Here is a 16,533-nt window from a genome sequence, read left to right on the forward strand (position 1 = left end):
AGGCGGTCATTTGCCGACTGCCCCCATGCTGAACCCTCTGACGAGTTGCTGGCGCGCCATGAACGCGAACAGCAAGACCGGGACGAGGGCTATCGTCGCCGCGACGCTCATGTTGATCCACTGCACCGAGAACTTCGTCACGAACGAAGCGAGTCCCACAGGGACCGTGATGGCCTGCGAGCTCTGTGCGAGGATCACGGCGAACAGCAGTTCGTTCCACGTGATGATCGTCGTGAAGATGGCCGACGCGATGAGCCCGGGCTTTACGAGTGGCAGCACGATTTTGAAGAACGCACCCAGGTGGGTGTGCCCGTCGATCATCGCTGACTCGATGAGACTCTCTGGTACCTCCTCGAAGAACCCCTTCATCATCCACACCGCGAACGGGATGTTGAACATCGTGTAGACGAGGATGAGTCCCCGAAGCGTGTTCACGAGCCCGAACCCGCGGAAGATGACGAACAGGGGAATTATCGTGACGATAGGCGGCATGAACCGCGTCGACAGGATGTAGAACGGGAGGTGAAAGTCCAGATTGTAGGGGTAATCGAACGTCACGAACGCGTACGCGGCCATCGCACCGATGGTCGTCGCGATGACCGTCGTGACGACGGTGACGATGACGCTGTTCGTGATGAACGTCACGAACTCGGGCCGCTCTGCGAACAGTCGCGCGAAGTTGGCGAACTGCGCGTCGACGGGTATCCACTGTGGCGGGAACGACAGCAGCGTCTCGCGCGTCTTCAGGGTGGCCGTCACCAGCCAGTAGACTGGGAACAGCGTCCAGACGAGGAAGACGGCGAGCGCGCCGTAGACGCCGGCCTTCGTGAGTCCCGTCTCCGTGAGGCGTTCGTGTAGCTTTTCGAGCCCCGACGGTTCCGTGTAGGGCATCGTTTCGACCGGGGTGTCTTGTTTCGTCGTCATGAGCCGAACTCCACGTTAGCGATATTGACGAAGCTCATGGCTAGTATCAACACCAACACGAGGAGCGATACGGCCATCGCGGACGCTTCGCCGAAGTTGTTGAACCGGAACGCGGTCCGGTACATCTCCATACTGATCACGTTCGTCGCGTCGGACGGGCCGCCGCGAGTGAGGATGAACACCTTCGCGAACACGCGGAGGGCGTCCACCAGCCGGATGATCAGAATCAACACGATCAGCGACTTGAGGTACGGCAGCGTGATGTCCATGAAGCGCTGTCGTCGAGACGCGCCGTCCATGATCGCCGCCTCACTGATGTCGTCCGGAACCGACTGCAGTCCCGCGAACAGCACCAGCACCACGAGGGGCGTCCACTGCCAGATGTCCGTGAGGATGACGGAGTACAGCGCGACGCTCGTCTCGCTGATCCACCCGACGTTCGCCCCGCCGGTCAGCGGCGCGGCGATGTAGTCCAACAGGCCGTTGGGCGCGTACATGAGCCGCCAGATCAGTCCGATGACCGTCGGAGAGAGAATCATCGGAATCAGTATGAGCGTCTGCCAGAGGCCCCTGACTTTGATCTTCTTGTTCAGCACCAGCGCCATGGCGAACCCGAGGATGAACTCGAGCGTGACGGCGATGCCGACGAACTTCGCCGTCACGACCAGCGAGTTGATGAACGCCCCGTCGCTGAGCAGTTGCACGTAGTTCTCGATACCGACGAAGACCGTCCCGGTCGGCAGATACGATTGCGTCGAGAACTGCAGCGCACGAAGCAACGGATAGAACGTCAGCGAGAACAGAATCAGCACCGCTGGAATCGTCATCAACCACTTCAGGTGGTCGTCGACCCACAGCAGCACCTCCTCACGGCTAGAGGTATCCGTGCTGAACTGCGCGACCTCCGAGGTCACTGTCTCGCCGTCCGTGTCAGTCGCCATCGGTCTCCTCTCTGGACGGTGATGGGGCTATCGCTACGTGACGGGCACCGGGGCACGTCAGGGTCGGGCGTGAATCGCGTTCCATAGTTGTCTGTTTCACTCGTAGTAGTTCGCGTTTGCAAGGATGCCTTCGACCTGCTCTTTTGCCTTCTGGGTCATCTCGCTCGGGGAGAGGTCGCCGGCGAGCGCGGCGTTGAGCAGTTCGCCGTGCCCGATGCCGAACTCCGAGTACAGCGGCGTCCGCGGCCGGTACTGTGCGGTCTGGAGACTCTCGTACAGCGCGGGGAACCACGGCTGGGCGTCCATGTTCTCCTCGAAGGTGTCGTGGCGGAACGGCACGCCACCGAGTTCGACGTATTTGTTCTGTGCTTCCTTCGAGATGGCCGAGCGGATGACCTCGCCGGCCGCCTTCTTCTTCGAGTCGTCGATGTAGCTGTTGATACCCATGATCCAGTTCCCCTGGGTCGGCGCCCGTCGATTCGCACCTTTGTGGCCTTTCGGGATGGGGGTGAACTTGATGTTGTCCGCCTCGTCGGACTCCTCCGAATCGAGGAGGAGCGAGGCCGCCGACGGCCACGCCGGGGCCTGCGCGGCAGATCCGCTCGCCAATCCGTTGAGGATTGCGTCGCTGTCGAACGAGGTGACGCCGTCAGGGCTGATGGACTTGAGGTCCTCGGTGTAGAACCGGACCGCCTCCGTGCCGTTCTCGCCGGCCCAGTTGTACCGCCAGTCGTCGTCGAACATCGTCCCGCCGATGGCGTTCCCGAGGGCGAAGAAGTTCGCCATGACCGGGTTGCCACGTTTCCCACGGATGATGTACCCGTTCGCCCCGTCGACCTGCTGGGAGATTTTCTGCCCGGCATCGTAGACGTCACCCCACGTCTCGGGCGCATCCGCGCCGACTTGGTCGTAGAACCCGCTGTTGTAGGCGAACAACTGCGTGTTACCGACGATGACCTGCCCGCGAATCTGCTGGTCCATCCCTTCTGCGGACGGGATGTTCGGCGCACCCGGCGTGGGCCACGTCGCGATGTCGACGGTGGTGTCGATGAGTTGGTCCGTCGGCAGGTCTTCCGGGAGCCACTGCTGAATCGGATCGACGTGCCCGGCGAACTGCGGGAACCACGGGTCGTCCATGAACGCGATGTCGTACGCATCGCCCTGTGTCGAGAGGACGCTGTTCGTCTTCTCGAAGAGGTTCGCGTACGGGAACAGTTCGACGTTGACCGTGATTCCCGTATCCTCGGCCACGTACTCGTCGACGAGACGTTTGAACAGGCGTCCCGACCCCTCGACGGCCGCGATAGACAGTTCCTGTGCGGTCTGGTTCGATCCGGACCCGGTCGAACCGCCGTCGCCGCCGGAGCCACCGTCACCGCCTCCGCAACCGGCGAGGCCGGATAGGGCCACGACACCTGCGGTCGCACCGATGAACTTTCGCCGTGACGTGGGCCGTCGTCCAGATGAGTCGTTCGTCTCACTGCCACTATCCGTCTCCTCATTGCTAACTCGGGTCACATCACCACCCTATCTTTCCTACGTAATAAATCATGCTGTTGAGTTCAACTGTTTATTTCGAAACTAATGTTTCGAGGTCCGATTCGGGCGTGGAGGACGTCCCGGGCGTCGGGTCATGCTGCTGGTCGGCCCTCGACTCACCGCGACCCTCCGGCATAGTGGCAGCGCAGCGAACGCGACCGACGGCATAGAAAACTACTTTTCGATCGGTCCGAGAAGAGCACGCAGCGGTATGACTAAACCAAACCGTACCAGAACTGTCGGTGTCACCGCGGGGAGCGCGTTCGACCTGCGCGTAGAAGAAGCAGTGTTCGACGGCCTCGACGTGACGCTCCGTCCAGTCGACATCGAAACCACCGACGACCTGAAACGGGAACTCGCCGACGTCGACGCCGTCATCGACAGGCTTCTGGCCGCCCCCTATACGTCTGCTGTCATCGACTCACTCGACTACTGTGGGGTCATCGCCCGCTGTGGCATCGGCGTCGACGGTGTCGATACCGAACGCGCCGCACAGCGGGGGATGTACGTGGTCAACGTTCCCGTATACTGTCAGGACGAGGTGTCAGAGCACACCATCATGCTCTTGCTCGCTCTCGAGCGGAATCTCTCGACGTACGATACCGCCATGCACGACGGCGTGTGGGCACAGGACGTGACGACGACACAGGTTCACCGGCTTCGGGGACAGACACTCGGACTCGTCGGGTTCGGGACGATAGCGAAACTCGTCGCCGAGAAGGCACAGGCCTTCGGGATGGACGTCGTCGCGTCAGACCCGTACATCGACGCCGAGGAGATGGCCCGAGCGGACGTCGAGAAAGTCGAGTTCGAGGAGCTGCTGGCTGTCTCCGACGCCGTCTCGCTGCACGCGCCCCTCGTAGAGGAGACGAAGGGCACCATGGACGCTGAAGCGTTCGAGCGAATGAAGGACTCGGCGTTTCTCGTCAACGTCGCGCGCGGCGGACTCGTGGTCGAAGACGACCTCGTCGACGCGTTGCGCGACGACGAGATCGCCGGGGCCGGACTCGACGTATTCGAAACGGAACCGTCCAGTCAGGACGATGCGGCCCCGCCGTTCGAGAGCCCGCTCCGCGACCTCGATAACACCGTGTTCACGCCGCACGTCGCGTGGTTCTCGCAGGAAGCGAACGAGGAACGACGACGGACGGCCGCCCGGGACGTCCGTCGCGTCCTCGAAGGGACGGCTCCAGAGAACCCGGTCAACGAGCCACAGTAGGTCCCGGCACCGCGGTTTTCGCTGGCAGATGGTTACACGAGAGGCCCGCTCGAGAATCGGTGACGGCGTTACAGCGACGGGATGACGTCGTCGCCCATCACTTCGAAGAACCGCTCGGGTTCGGGGCTGGTGTTCCCGAGGGTGATTCGGTCGAAACCGAGTTCGGCGTACGCCTCCAGTTGTGCGGCGACGTCGCTCGGGTCGTCGGCGATGAGGAACTTGTGTTCGACTTCCTCGCGAGTGGCGTTCTCGCCTTCCGCCTCTATCTCCTTCGGGTTAGCGAGTCCGCGGCCGAAGACGTCCTGTGTCGCGGCCCACCACGGCTTCGTCGCCTCGTAGGCCGTCTCGTAGTCCGGGTGATACGACGCCGTGACCAGCAGCGTGGTCTCGACTGCATCGGGGTCCCGTCCCGCGTCTGCGGCGTGCCGACGGACCGCCGGATAGAGCTTGTCGGTGTACTCCTCGTCTTTCAAGACGGTGATGAACCCGTCGCAGTACTCGCCGGCGAGCGACGCCGTCGCCGGCCCGTTCGCCGCGACGTGTATCTCGGGCGGCGTCTCCGGCTTGGTGTATAGCCGCGCGTCGTCGAGTTGGTAGTACTCGCCGTCGTAGTCGACGAAATCGTCGGATTCCCAGAGCAAGCGGCAGATTTCGAGTGACTCCTTGAGCCGCTGTCGTCGCTCGGGATACTCGGGCCACGGGAACCCGAGTGGCTTCTCGTTCATCGCCTCGCCGGTACTAACGCCGAGGACGACGGTTTCGTCGTGCATCACCTGCAGCGTCGCGAACGCCTGTGCGATGAGTCCGGGGTGGTAGTGTCCGGTCGTCGCCGTCACGCAGGTCCCCATCGGGAGGTCGGTCCGTTCGCTGAGTGCTCCCAGCCAAGACCACGCGAAGCCGGACGACCCCTGACTGTGGAACCACGGGTGAAAGTGGTCCGACGTCCAGATCATATCGAACCCGGCCGTTTCGGCTAACTCGGCGTAGCGGAGTAGTTCGTCGGGTTCGTACTGTTCTTGATGTGCGTCGTAATCGATGGCAACCATGGGTTGTGAATCAAACGGCGGTACCAGTCGTCACGCCGCCCGTCTCTGTCGTCTCTCGCTGGCGACTCGCCCAGCGCCGGCCCGTCGTGTTCGACCGCCCCCCGAGAGAGCGGCGTCGCGTTCGCTCGGCTCGGAGACCCGCTCGGCGAACCGACGGCGGCGTCGTCGACCACGTCTATCAGCAGGATGCTCCCGCGACCCGGGATACCGACGAGGTACCCGACGCTCCTTCTCGAGGCACTGTGCGATGCTTTCACTGCCGCTCTCCCGTGGCATACGCTATCATTCATCGAGAATCGTTATCAGTGTTCTGGTCACACCGGGCCGTTCGGCGTCTGGAACGCTCGGATCGCTCGTTTCGACGGCGAAGACACTGCGGGAGGCGAACGGAGTCGCATACAGAAAAGGGAGCAGGTGTCTGGGCGGCGCGACGCTGCTACTCCTTCCGGTGGGCCTCGACGACGTCCCAGTCCAGTTCGATGCCCAGACCGGGGGCGTCCGGAATCTGAATCCGGCCGTTCTGGATGAAGTCCTCCTCGCGGGCGAGCAGGTCCTCCCACCATGGCACCTCGCGAGCGTGGTACTCCAGTGCGACGAAGTTCGGCACCGTCGCGCCGACGTGAGCGGTCGCCGCCGTCGCAACAGGACTCCCGATGTTGTGCGGGATGAGCGCCTGATAGTAGGATTCGGCCATGTCGGCTATCTTCTTCGTCTCGGCGATGCCGCCGGTCTTGGGGACGTCCGGCGCGAGGAAGTCGACGGCTTGCTCCTCGATGAGGTCCCGGAAGCCGTGGCGGCCGTAGCGGTTCTCGCCGGTCAGGATGGTCGCGTCGACGCGGCGCTTCAACTCTCGCATCGCGTCGGTGTTCTCCGGCGGGAGCGGGTCCTCTATCCACGCGAGGTCATACGGTTCGAGCGCGCGACAGAGTCGCTCTGCGGTCTCGGGGCTGAAGTTCCAGTGGAGGTCCACGGCCACCTCGGCGTCGTGGCCGATCTCCTCGGTGACGGCCTCGACGACCTGCCGCTTGTGTTCGATTTCGGGCGGATCGAAGTGTCGCGAGAGCGTGTCTATCTCCCGCCCCGACGGCACGTCGAGGTCGAACTTCACGACGTCGAAGCCGTCGTCGACGGCCGCGCGCGCCGCCTGTGCGTACGCCTCCGGTTCGTAGGTGGACTCCTCTTGGCCCTCCTCGGCGGACTCGACCATCGCCTCGCCGGCGTGACAGTCGGCGTAGACGGTGACCTCCTCGCGCATCTTCCCGCCGAGCAACTGATACACCGGTTGATCGAGGAGTTTGCCGGCGGCGTCCCAGAGGGCGAGTTCGACCCCGCTGATGGCGATGGTACCGACGCCCTCCTGTGAACCGCGCCCGGAGAGACTCTCGCGCATCAGGTTGTAGAGCCGTTCGACGTCGGTCGGGTTCTCGCCGACCAGTACGGGCCGCAGATAGTCGGTGATGATCTCGTGGACGCCGGGCGAGGGGTAGGCCTCGCCGATGCCGGTGACGCCCTCACTGGTCTCGACGGTGACGATGGTCCACGGGAAGTTCCCGTCGACGACCACCGTCTCGAGGTCAGTTATCTCTGCTGTGGGGCCGTCGGTACGACGGGGCGTCTCGTCGAAGTCGGCCCACATGGTCGCTGCGAGTTTGGAAGCGAAATCTTCGTACATAGTTGTGGTTCGGGATTGCCGTGTCGGCGTCCGGTCGGCCGTCGACCGGGGTGGGTACCGGCGATTCGGCCGTCGCCGAGTAGCGGACGCGTGATAGCCTCGTACGCGGCGACGCCGAATCCCATCGTTTCCCGTATCATCGCTCGGCCTGTTATAAGTTCCGGTGGGTATCCCGCGTCTGACCGGTCGCCTATCGGCGCGGATTCGGAAGCGCGTGGGTGCCACGAACTGTGAGAAGCATACACATTTTTGTGCCTCCGACTAATGAGTCGATATAGGGAGCCAGTATCCGTCGGGGGAGACTCTCGTCTCGGCGATACTGGCCGGACGAAAACAGCTATGACCGATATCAAGGACTCGATCGACGCAGGCGGCCATCCGCTCGGCACGTGGCTCTCCATCGGCCACCCGAAAGTCGCGGAGGGACTGGCACAGCTAGACCTGGACTTCGTCTTGGTCGATATGGAACACACGACGATGTCGCTGGAGACCGTCGAGAACATGGCCCGCGGCGTCGACGCCGCGAGAAGCGGGACGGAGGCCGTCGTCCGCGTCCCGTGGAACGACCCCGTCCGTCTGAAACGGGTGGTAGACATCGGCGTCGCCGGCGTCATGGTGCCGATGATAGACAACGCCGACGAAGCCCGGTCGCTCGTCGAGTCGATTCGGTATCCGCCCGAGGGTATCCGGGGCATCGCCGGGAGCCGCGCGACGGGCTACGGCCGGAACTTCGAGGAGTACGTGAGCAACGCTAACGGTTCCATCCTCACGATCGCACAGATAGAGACCCGGCAAGGGCTCGAAAACGCGGAGGAGATTGCCAACGTCGACGGCATCGACGCACTGTTCGTCGGCCCTGCCGACCTCTCGGGGTCGCTGGGACTGTTTGCCGAGTGGGACTCCGACGAGTTCGGTGAGGCTATCGGACAGGTCATCGAGGCGAGCCAGAACGCCGACGTCCCCGTCGGAACGCTCACCGTCGACATCGACGCTATCGATTCGCGACTGGAGCAAGGATTCGACTTCCTCATCGCCGGCAAGGACATCTCGCTCCTGATGGACAGCGTCGACCGAGCGATAGCGGACTACGCCGCCGCGCTCGACGAACGAGTCCCCGCGTCGTCGGACTGAGCCGTTCAGTTTCTGCCGAAGCGCTCACGACCGAGACACCGCCTCGTGGAGTCGCTGCCAGCGACGAACCGACCGCTTCTCGATCCGAACTATCCCGGAAAACCGCCGTCGCGCTCGAAATTTGGAGCTGGGGCCGCAGGAGTTCAGTCGTTGCTGTACCAGCGCTGGATCTCGATGGTCTTGTCGGTGTAGAAGTTCACCGCGTCCTCGCCTTGGGCGTGTAGGTCGCCGAAGAACGACCCCTTCCGACCGCCGAAGTGGAAAAAGCCCATCGGCGCACAGACGCCGACGTTGATGCCGATGTTGCCCGCGTCGACCTCGTAGCGGTACTTGCGCGCTTCGGCACCGTTCTCGGTGTACAGCGAGGAGGCGTTGCCGTACTCGGTGCTGTTGACCATCTCGATGGCCTCGTCTAGGTCCTCGGCCTTCGTCAGGGCCATCACCGGGCCGAAGATTTCGGTCTGGGTGATGTCCATGTCGGTCGTGACGCTCTCCAGCAGCGTCGGGCCGAGGAAGTTCCCGTCGGGGTAGTCCGGGTGTTCGAAGTCACGCCCGTCGACGACGAGGTCCGCGCCCTCGTCGACGGCGTCCTCGATCATGTCGATGACGCGCTCTGCGGACTCGCCCGTGATGAGCGGGCCGACGTCGGTGTCCTCGTCGAGGCCGTTGCCGACGGTGAGTTCGTCGACGTCGTCGAGAATCTCCTCGCGCAGGTCGTCGTAGACGTCGCCGACGCCGACGACGACGTCGTTGGCGAGACACCGCTGGCCGGCGTTGCCGTAGACGGAGCCGATGATGTTGGGCACCGACGCTTCGAGTTCGGCGTCCGGCGTGACGACGGCGTAGTTCTTCGCGCCGCCCTGTGCCTGCACGCGCTTGCCGTGTTCTGCGGCCGTCTCGTAGATGTGCTGTGCGACGGGCGTCGACCCGACGAAGGAGACGCCGGCGATGTCGTCGTGTTCCAGCAGAGCGTTGACAGTGTCGGCGCCGCCGTTGACGAGGTTGACGACGCCGTCGGGGAAGTCGACGGCCTCGATGGCCTCGAAGATAATCTGGGAGCTGAGCGGGACCTTCTCGCTGGGCTTGAGGACGAACGTGTTGCCCGTCGCGACGGCGTAGGGCAGGAACCACAGCGGAATCATCGCCGGGAAGTTGAACGGCGTGATAGCGGTAAAGACGCCCAGCGGTTGGCGGACGGCGTGTTCGTCCATGTTGCTCGCGACGCCCTCGACGTTGCCGCTGCCCTCCCGGAGCATATTCGGGATGCCGGCGGCGACTTCGACGTTCTCGATGCCGCGGCGAATCTCCCCGCGTGCCTCGCCGAGCGTCTTGCCGTGTTCGCACGTGAGCGCCTGTGCGATGTCCTCTTGGCGGTCTTCGAGTTCCTGCTTCAGATCAAAGAGGTACTGGACGCGATCGACCGGTGAGGTCGCGCGCCAGTCCTCGAAGGCTTCGGTGGCCGTCTGGACGGCCTCGTCGACGGTCTCGGGGTCGGAGAACGTGACGTCTGCCAGTGTCTCGCCCGTCGCCGGGTTGACGACTGGCTGTCCCGCGTCGCCCTCGATCGTGACCCACTCGCCACCGACGTAGTTCTCTACGGAGTCGGGTACGGCAGTCGCCGCTGGCGACTGCTCTTGCTTGCTGGTCATGCATTGGGAACGTCTACACCGAGCTACATAGATGTTACGCACGTAGGGGGTGTGAATCGGCCCATTTAACTGGAACGAACCGTAGATGAGCCTATGGGACGCGTTACCTTCGAGTTCGAGGGAGAGACGGTCATCGTCACTGGCGGCAGTTCCGGTATCGGTCGCGCCATCGCGCTGGCGTTCGGCGACGCCGGTGCGACAGTGTTGAACGCCGACGTCGACTCGGACCCGAAAGACACCGACGCCGACCGCCCGACCCACGAGGCCATCGAGGCCGCCGGCGGGACCGCCGAGTACGTCGAGACGGACGTCTCCGATCCAGCCGCGATCGCGGCCGTCGTCGAGGCGGCCCGCGAGTACGGCGGCGTCGACGTGATGGTGAACAACGCCGGGTGGTTCACCCGCGGCGACCTGTTCTCTGTGGACCCGGACACGTTCGAGACCATCCACGGAATCAACACGAACGGCGTGTTCTTCGGGACGCAGGCGGCCGCCGCCGACATGCGCGACCGCGGTGATGGCGGCGTCATCGTCAACACGGCCTCGATAAGTTCGACGCACGCACAGGCGGACCAGATTCCGTACGACTCCACGAAAGGTGCCATCCGCATGATTACCCGGGGGGCCGCGCTCGAACTCGCAGACCACGACATCCGGGTCAACGCCGTCGCGCCGGGCCACATCGCCACGGAGTTCGGCGCCGGTGCCGACCAGAAAGAAGCGTCCGTCGCGGCGGGCGACCTCACGAAGCCGATTCCGCTCGACCGCCCCGGCTATCCCGAGGACATCGCGCCGACGGTGCTCTTCTTAGCGAGCGAGCAGGCCGACTACGTCACCGGCGAGATGGTGTACGTAGACGGCGGGTGGCAGACGTTCTGAGTGGGGTCGAGACGGCGATTTTCGAGAGGCCTGACCCCGTACAGTTATATTGCGCTGGGTGTTCTGTGCCAACGATGCGAGCACTCGTACTCGACGCGGAGTGGAGTCCGCGTCCAGACTACGACCTGTCCGAGGACGAAGCGAACCGACACCGCGCGATGAACTCCTCACAGGTCTGGAAAGACCCCGAGCTACGTGTCACAGAGCGGGAGCGACCCGACCCCGCCGACGACGAAGTACTGGTTCGCGTAAAGTACGCGGGCGTCTGTGGCAGCGACGTCTCGATGCTGGAGACGGACGACGACGGGTACATGCACTACTCGGCGTACACGCGGTTCCCGACCGTCACCGGTCACGAGTTCTCCGGGGAGGTCGTCGAGACGGGCGCCGACGCCGACCTCTTCGAGGAGGGCGAACCGGTCACCGCCGAGGTGACGGACTACTGTGCCCGCTGTCAGATGTGCCGGCAGGGGTTCCACGGCCACTGTGAGAACTTCGAGCAGATCGGGTTCACGATGGACGGCGCGTTCGCGGAGTACGTCACCGTCCCGGAGAAAATCTGCTGGAGCGTCGCGTCGCTCGAACGGACCTACGACGACGAGGACGAACTCTACCGCGCGGCCGCGACCGTCGAACCGAGCACTATCAGCTACTACGGCCTCTTCGGGCGGGCCGACGGCATCTGGCCCGGCGACTACCACGTCTACCACGGCGTCGGGCCCATCGGTCTCACCGGGATGAACGTCTCCCGGGCGGCCGGCGCCGGCAAAGTCATCGCCTTCGAACCGTCCGACCAGCGCCGCAAGATCGCCCACGACCTCGGGTTCGAACACGTCTACAACCCCATCGAGGTCGATCCGGTCGAGACCGTACAGGAGGTCACTCACGGCGAAGGCGCCGACGTACACGTCGAGACGAGCGGTGCCGTCTCACAGACGTACCCGGTCATCGAGGACACGCTAGCCGAGCGTGCGAACGTGGTTCACATCAGTAACGCCGGCTCTGACCCCGAAATAGCGCTCCGGAAGTATCAGGGCAACAGCGCCCAGTTGTACGGCTCCGAGGGCCACACCGGCCAACAGGTGTTCCCGAGAGTCATCCGTCTGATGGCGAGCGGCCAACTCGACAACCGCGGCATCGTCACCTCGACGTTCGACCTCGAGAACGCCGATACGGCCATCGAACAAGCAACGAAGCGCGTCGACGGGAAAGTCCTCGTCAAGATGAGCTAGGTGGCTATACACTTGCGTATAGCCGATACGTATAGCTAGCGAGTATAGCTAAAGGGGCAGAACCGAAACGCTGCTGTGGGCCGATTACGTTTCTAGGTCCGCGAGGTCCCATTCACCGGTGACGATGGCCCCGGAGTCGGGGTTGTCCGGCTCGACGACGGCCTCGACGATGGCCGGGCCATCGTGGGCGATGGCCGCTTCGAGGACCTCGTCGAGTTTCTCCGGTTTGACGACCCGTTCGGCGAACTCGACGCTGAATCCGTCGGCCATCGACATGAAGTCGATGTCCGTCTCCTCGTTGAACTCCGTGTTGAGTACGCGGTCCCAGCCGTACTTGTCGACCTGCAGGTTCCGGATGGACTTCCAGCCGTGGTTGTTGACGATGAGGTAGGTGACGTCGACGTCGTGTTCGACGGCGCAGGCGACTTCCTGATTGCACATCATGAAGCTCCCGTCGCCCTCGACGTCGACCACCGGACTGTCCGGCTTGGCGAGTTTCGCGCCGATAGCGGCGGAGACGCCGAACCCCATCGTCGAGAACCCGCCACAGGAGATGTTTGTACGGGGTTCGTAGACCGGGAACTCGGGGTTGACCGTCTCCTGTGGTTGGCCCGCACTAGAGACGATGACGCCGTCGCGCGGCAGGACGTTCCGGAGGCTGGCGAGGGCCCGCGAGATGCTCATCGGGACGCTGTCGTCCTCCCAGCGCTCGGCGACCATCCCTTCCCACTCCTCCCAGAGGTCCTGCATCTCTTGGTAGTATTCGTTGTCCTCCCGGGAGACGGGGTCCATGCGCTCCTGGAGTTCCTCGGTAATCTGACGCGTGACGACCTTCGCGTCGCCCTGGATGCCGACCTCGACCGGGTAGTTCTTCCCGATCTCCTCAGGGTCGATGTCGACGTGGATGAGCTTGCTCGGCGGAATCTCGAAGCTGACGCCCTCCTCGAAGGAGGAGGTGTGCATGTCGGTGAATCGACAGCCGACGGACAGAATCACGTCGGCGTTCGAGGCGAGTTCGTTGCCTGCCGACGACCCGATCCACCCGGCGTAGCCGACGAACAGGTCGTGGTCCTCCGGAATGATGCCCTTCGCCTGGAACGTCGGGATAACGGGCGCTTGCAGGTGTTCGGCGAGTTCCTGCACCTCGTCCCACGCCTCGGCGAGCATCGTCCCGCCGCCGGGGACGATGACCGGGCGCTCGGCGTCTTCTAAGAGTTCAGCCGCGTCGGAGACCGTCCGCGGGTCTCCGCCTGGTCGACTGTGGGGCCGGGTCTGTGTGGGTTCCGGCAGTTCGACGTCGGCCGCCGCACCCTGTACGTCCATCGGCACGTCGACGTGGACCGGCCCGGGGCGGCCGGATAAGGCGACCTGGAACGCGCGCCGGAGGATACGGGGAAGTCGTTCGACGTCACTCACCTCGAAGCTCTGTTTCGTCACTGGCTCCATCACGCTCGGGAAGTCGCCGGGCTTCTGGCGCTCTATCTCCTGTAAGATGCCCTGCCCGTACTCGTGGGTCTGTGGGGCACCCGTGAAAATGACCATCGGGATGGAGTCGACGTACGCCGTCGCGGCACCGGTGACGGTGTTGGTCGCGCCCGGCCCGATAGAGGTGAACACGGCCAGTGGCTCCCCGCTAGCGCGGGCGTAGCCGTCGGCGAGGTGTGTCGCCCCTTCCTCGTGTCGTGGTTGTATGACCTCTACGTCGGAGTCGTTGAACGCGTCGAGCAGGTTCGTACTCCCGTGACCGGGGATTCCGACCAGATATTCGACGCCCTCTTTCTCCAGATACTTCGCGATAATCTCGCCACCGTTCAGTCTGGGCATCTCGTTCAGAACGATGCAGGCCCCGTTTATTAAACGTTCCCCCCGACCGCCAGAAGTTCGTGGGTTACAGCGACGGGATGACGTCGTCGCCCATCACTTCGAAGAACCGCTCGGGTTCGGGACTGGTGTTCCCCAGCGCGATGCGGTCGAAGCCCATCTCCGCGTATTCTTCCAGTTGCGCGGCGACGTCGCTCGGGTCGTCGGCGATGAGGAACTTCTCCTCGATTTGCTCCTCGGTGGCGTTCTCACCCTCGGCTTCGATTTCCTTCGGGTTCGCCATCGCGCGGTCGAAGACGTTCTGCGTCGTCGCCCACCACGGCCGGGTCGACGCTCGCGCACGCTCGTAGTCCTCGTCGTAGGACGCGATGACGAGGAGCGTGGTCTCTATCTGGTCGGGGTCGCGGCCCTCTTCCTCGGCGTAGCGCCGGATAGCCGGGTACATCCGCTCGGTGTACTCGTGGCCGGTCTTGACCGTGATGAAGCCGTCACCGTACTCGCCGGTCAACGACGCCGTACTCGGGCCGTTGGCGGCAATCTGCACTTCGGGTCGCTCTTCGGGCATCGTGTACAACTTCGCGTCGTCGACGGTGAAGTGCTCGCCCTCGTAACTGTAGAAGTCGTCGTTCTCCCACAACCCGTGGACGATTTCCAGCGTCTCTTCGAGGCGCTTCCGTCGGACGCCGTACTCCGGCCAGTCGTGGCCCATCGGCTTCTCGTTCATAGCCTCGCCCGTCGAGAGACCCAGAACCACCCGTTCGTCGTGCATCTCCTGTAGGGTCGCGAAGGCCTGTGCCATCAGCGCCGGGTGATAGTGTTCGCCCGCCGGTGTCACACAGGTGCCGATTGGGACGTCGATGCGTTCCGTGGCGGCGCCGAGCCACGACCACGCAAACCCTGCCTCGGCGTCCGTATGGAACCACGGGTGAAAGTGGTCGGAGGTCCAGATGAAGTCGAATCCGTTGTCGGCGGCCGACACAGAGAAATCAAGCAGTTGCGAGGGGCTATACTGCTCCTGATGGGCCATATAGTCGATGCTAACCATCGTGAGTGCACACTGTGGTCGGCGCGTATTATTTGTTTTCCCCGCCGACCGAAATTCGGCGACTCGAGCGCCGGTGAGCGTCTCGTCGGCGCACGTTCGGCTGCTGCGAACGGCCGTCGAACGACTCCGATACGACGCAGTTATTTCCGCCGCTAGGTCTCGCGTATCGGCCTACGAGCACGCGAACGCCGAGCGATTACGGCCAACCCGCCCCCCGGCGTTCGTCACCTGCGAACGCGAAAAACCGTTCGCAACGGACGAACATTTATGACGGTGTACTCGCAACGACGACTATGGGAACGACGTCGACGTCACGAACGGTGGACGCGGTTCAGATCTCGCTGAACATCATCGAGTTCCTGCAGGAACGGGACGGAGCCGGTATCACGGAGATCGCCGAGGCACTGGAGTACTCGAAAGGGACAGTACACAGCCACATGGCGACGCTCGCCGAGAACGAGTACGTCGTGAAACATGACGGCCTCTACCGTCTGAGCCTCAGATATCTCGAACTCGCCGAGACGGTCAAGGACAGACTCCAGATATACGACGTCGTCCGCGAGGAACTGGACGAACTTGCAGCCGACAGCGGCGAACTGGCCCAGTTTGCGACCGAGGAACACGGCCGCGCGGTGTACATCTACAAGACCGGCGGCGAGAAGGCCGTCCAGACGGCGTCGTCGGTCGGCGACCGGGAGTATCTACACTGTATCTCGCTGGGTAAAGCGATGATGGCGCACATGGACGACGACCGTGTCGAGGAGATAATCGAACAGCACGGCCTCGCGGAGTTCACCTCGTCGACGATAACGACGCGAGAGGAGCTATTCGCGGAACTGGAGACCATCCGCGAACAGGGATACGCCTTCGACCGCGAGGAGAAAATCGAAGGACTCCGCTGTGTGGCCGCCCCCGTCGTCACCAAAGGGGAAGTCGTCGGCGCCCTCAGCGTCTCGGGACCGGCAAGCAGGTTCGAGGGCGAGGTCTACGAGGAGGAGCTACCGGAGATGGTGACGCGGTCCGCCAACGTCATCGAGATCAACTCGCAGTTCTCGTAGGCTGTCGCCAGTTTTCGGGTGATCGGCCGTCTCTCGCGGGGGAGCCATCGGGCCCTGTACTCGGCGGACAGATACACACCGCAGCAGCCGCCGGGGCCTACGACTGTCTTGGACCGCTCCGCCGAACGTCGGACGTCGCCATCCCGTGCTCGCCGTCGTCGCACCGCCCATCCTGCGCTGTTCGGACTCCCCTTGTTCGTCGGTGGCACGTTCGCTGCCCGCCGTGGTATCTCCGACGCCGAAACTCGTCGTTCGGCTCTCGCAAACCGACGGCACGGAACGCGAGTAGACGGAAGCGAGCACCGCCATCACTGTAACAAATGTACTTGTGTTAGTGCCGTCTTCGAGGTATCGCGCCGCCGCGACCGACCGACCGA

At 63.6% G+C, this 16,533-nt stretch carries 13 protein-coding genes; 5 read left to right on the forward strand and 8 right to left on the reverse strand.

The genetic code is table 11. From position 1 onward, the window contains the following. Positions 1–6 precede the first annotated feature (6 nt). The 3 genes from NDI85_RS17275 to NDI85_RS17285 all read right to left on the reverse strand — a co-directional run bounded on the left by NDI85_RS17275 (position 7) and on the right by NDI85_RS17285 (position 3,275). The gene (locus NDI85_RS17275; RefSeq protein ID WP_188997153.1) at positions 7–924 is read right to left on the reverse strand and encodes a carbohydrate ABC transporter permease; all 918 of its coding nucleotides are present in this window, start codon (positions 922–924) and stop codon (positions 7–9) included. Further along, on the reverse strand, positions 921–1,865 hold the full coding sequence (locus tag NDI85_RS17280) for a carbohydrate ABC transporter permease (protein ID WP_188997155.1): 945 nt from the start codon (positions 1,863–1,865) through the stop codon (positions 921–923). The genes NDI85_RS17275 and NDI85_RS17280 overlap by 4 nt, the downstream gene beginning before the upstream one ends. A gap of 96 nt (positions 1,866–1,961) precedes the next feature. Next, positions 1,962–3,275: an extracellular solute-binding protein gene (locus NDI85_RS17285; protein WP_310916467.1), complete on the reverse strand. Its 1,314-nt coding sequence runs from the start codon at positions 3,273–3,275 to the stop codon at positions 1,962–1,964. Between the two features lie 340 nt (positions 3,276–3,615). On the opposite strand from NDI85_RS17285, the gene NDI85_RS17290 reads away from it, so the two are divergent. Beyond that, positions 3,616–4,623, forward strand: a complete 1,008-nt coding sequence (locus NDI85_RS17290; protein ID WP_310916468.1) for a C-terminal binding protein — start codon at positions 3,616–3,618, stop codon at positions 4,621–4,623. Positions 4,624–4,691: 68 nt separating this feature from the next. Here the strand turns inward: NDI85_RS17290 and NDI85_RS17295 are convergent, their stop codons facing one another. Then, positions 4,692–5,669 carry a TIGR03557 family F420-dependent LLM class oxidoreductase gene (locus NDI85_RS17295; protein ID WP_188997159.1) on the reverse strand — a complete coding sequence of 326 codons (978 nt, stop codon included), beginning with the start codon at positions 5,667–5,669 and terminating at the stop codon, positions 4,692–4,694. A 436-nt stretch (positions 5,670–6,105) separates the two neighbouring features. Further along, positions 6,106–7,341: a mandelate racemase/muconate lactonizing enzyme family protein gene (locus NDI85_RS17300; RefSeq protein WP_188997163.1), complete on the reverse strand. Its 1,236-nt coding sequence runs from the start codon at positions 7,339–7,341 to the stop codon at positions 6,106–6,108. 339 nt (positions 7,342–7,680) lie between these two features. On the opposite strand from NDI85_RS17300, the gene NDI85_RS17305 reads away from it, so the two are divergent. Next, positions 7,681–8,472, forward strand: a complete 792-nt coding sequence (locus NDI85_RS17305) for an HpcH/HpaI aldolase/citrate lyase family protein (RefSeq protein ID WP_188997165.1) — start codon at positions 7,681–7,683, stop codon at positions 8,470–8,472. Positions 8,473–8,615: 143 nt separating this feature from the next. Here the strand turns inward: NDI85_RS17305 and NDI85_RS17310 are convergent, their stop codons facing one another. Continuing rightward, complete coding sequence (locus NDI85_RS17310) at positions 8,616–10,121, reverse strand: CoA-acylating methylmalonate-semialdehyde dehydrogenase (protein ID WP_310916469.1); 1,506 nt, start codon at positions 10,119–10,121, stop codon at positions 8,616–8,618. A 93-nt stretch (positions 10,122–10,214) separates the two neighbouring features. Between NDI85_RS17310 and NDI85_RS17315 the strand changes: the two genes are divergently transcribed. Further along, a complete protein-coding gene (locus tag NDI85_RS17315; RefSeq protein ID WP_310916470.1) occupies positions 10,215–11,000 on the forward strand; it encodes a glucose 1-dehydrogenase in 786 nt (261 codons plus the stop codon). Positions 11,001–11,074: 74 nt separating this feature from the next. Further along, a complete protein-coding gene (gene iolM / locus NDI85_RS17320; RefSeq protein WP_188997173.1) occupies positions 11,075–12,232 on the forward strand; it encodes a scyllo-inosose 3-dehydrogenase in 1,158 nt (385 codons plus the stop codon). An 84-nt stretch (positions 12,233–12,316) separates the two neighbouring features. Here the strand turns inward: iolM and NDI85_RS17325 are convergent, their stop codons facing one another. Further along, complete coding sequence (locus tag NDI85_RS17325) at positions 12,317–14,056, reverse strand: thiamine pyrophosphate-binding protein (RefSeq protein ID WP_188997175.1); 1,740 nt, start codon at positions 14,054–14,056, stop codon at positions 12,317–12,319. Positions 14,057–14,120: 64 nt separating this feature from the next. Then, on the reverse strand, positions 14,121–15,098 hold the full coding sequence (locus NDI85_RS17330) for a TIGR03557 family F420-dependent LLM class oxidoreductase (RefSeq protein WP_188997178.1): 978 nt from the start codon (positions 15,096–15,098) through the stop codon (positions 14,121–14,123). A 293-nt stretch (positions 15,099–15,391) separates the two neighbouring features. Between NDI85_RS17330 and NDI85_RS17335 the strand changes: the two genes are divergently transcribed. Then, complete coding sequence (locus NDI85_RS17335; RefSeq protein WP_188997181.1) at positions 15,392–16,156, forward strand: IclR family transcriptional regulator; 765 nt, start codon at positions 15,392–15,394, stop codon at positions 16,154–16,156. Positions 16,157–16,533 lie beyond the last annotated feature (377 nt).

The organism is Haloarcula sp. S1AR25-4 (genome assembly GCF_031624555.1).
GTDB classification, from domain to species: domain Archaea; phylum Halobacteriota; class Halobacteria; order Halobacteriales; family Haloarculaceae; genus Haloarcula; species Haloarcula pellucida.

Bases quoted from the DNA above. Each gene is read 5' to 3' on its own strand.
- NDI85_RS17275 (WP_188997153.1), bottom strand. From the start codon at position 924: ATGACGACGAAACAAGACACCCCGGTCGAAACGATGCCCTACACGGAA.
- NDI85_RS17280 (WP_188997155.1), bottom strand. From the start codon at position 1,865: ATGGCGACTGACACGGACGGCGAGACAGTGACCTCGGAGGTCGCGCAG.
- NDI85_RS17290 (WP_310916468.1), top strand. From the start codon at position 3,616: ATGACTAAACCAAACCGTACCAGAACTGTCGGTGTCACCGCGGGGAGC.
- NDI85_RS17295 (WP_188997159.1), bottom strand. From the start codon at position 5,669: ATGGTTGCCATCGATTACGACGCACATCAAGAACAGTACGAACCCGAC.
- NDI85_RS17300 (WP_188997163.1), bottom strand. From the start codon at position 7,341: ATGTACGAAGATTTCGCTTCCAAACTCGCAGCGACCATGTGGGCCGAC.
- NDI85_RS17305 (WP_188997165.1), top strand. From the start codon at position 7,681: ATGACCGATATCAAGGACTCGATCGACGCAGGCGGCCATCCGCTCGGC.
- NDI85_RS17310 (WP_310916469.1), bottom strand. From the start codon at position 10,121: ATGACCAGCAAGCAAGAGCAGTCGCCAGCGGCGACTGCCGTACCCGAC.
- NDI85_RS17315 (WP_310916470.1), top strand. From the start codon at position 10,215: ATGGGACGCGTTACCTTCGAGTTCGAGGGAGAGACGGTCATCGTCACT.
- iolM (WP_188997173.1), top strand. From the start codon at position 11,075: ATGCGAGCACTCGTACTCGACGCGGAGTGGAGTCCGCGTCCAGACTAC.
- NDI85_RS17325 (WP_188997175.1), bottom strand. From the start codon at position 14,056: ATGCCCAGACTGAACGGTGGCGAGATTATCGCGAAGTATCTGGAGAAA.
- NDI85_RS17330 (WP_188997178.1), bottom strand. From the start codon at position 15,098: ATGGTTAGCATCGACTATATGGCCCATCAGGAGCAGTATAGCCCCTCG.
- NDI85_RS17335 (WP_188997181.1), top strand. From the start codon at position 15,392: ATGGGAACGACGTCGACGTCACGAACGGTGGACGCGGTTCAGATCTCG.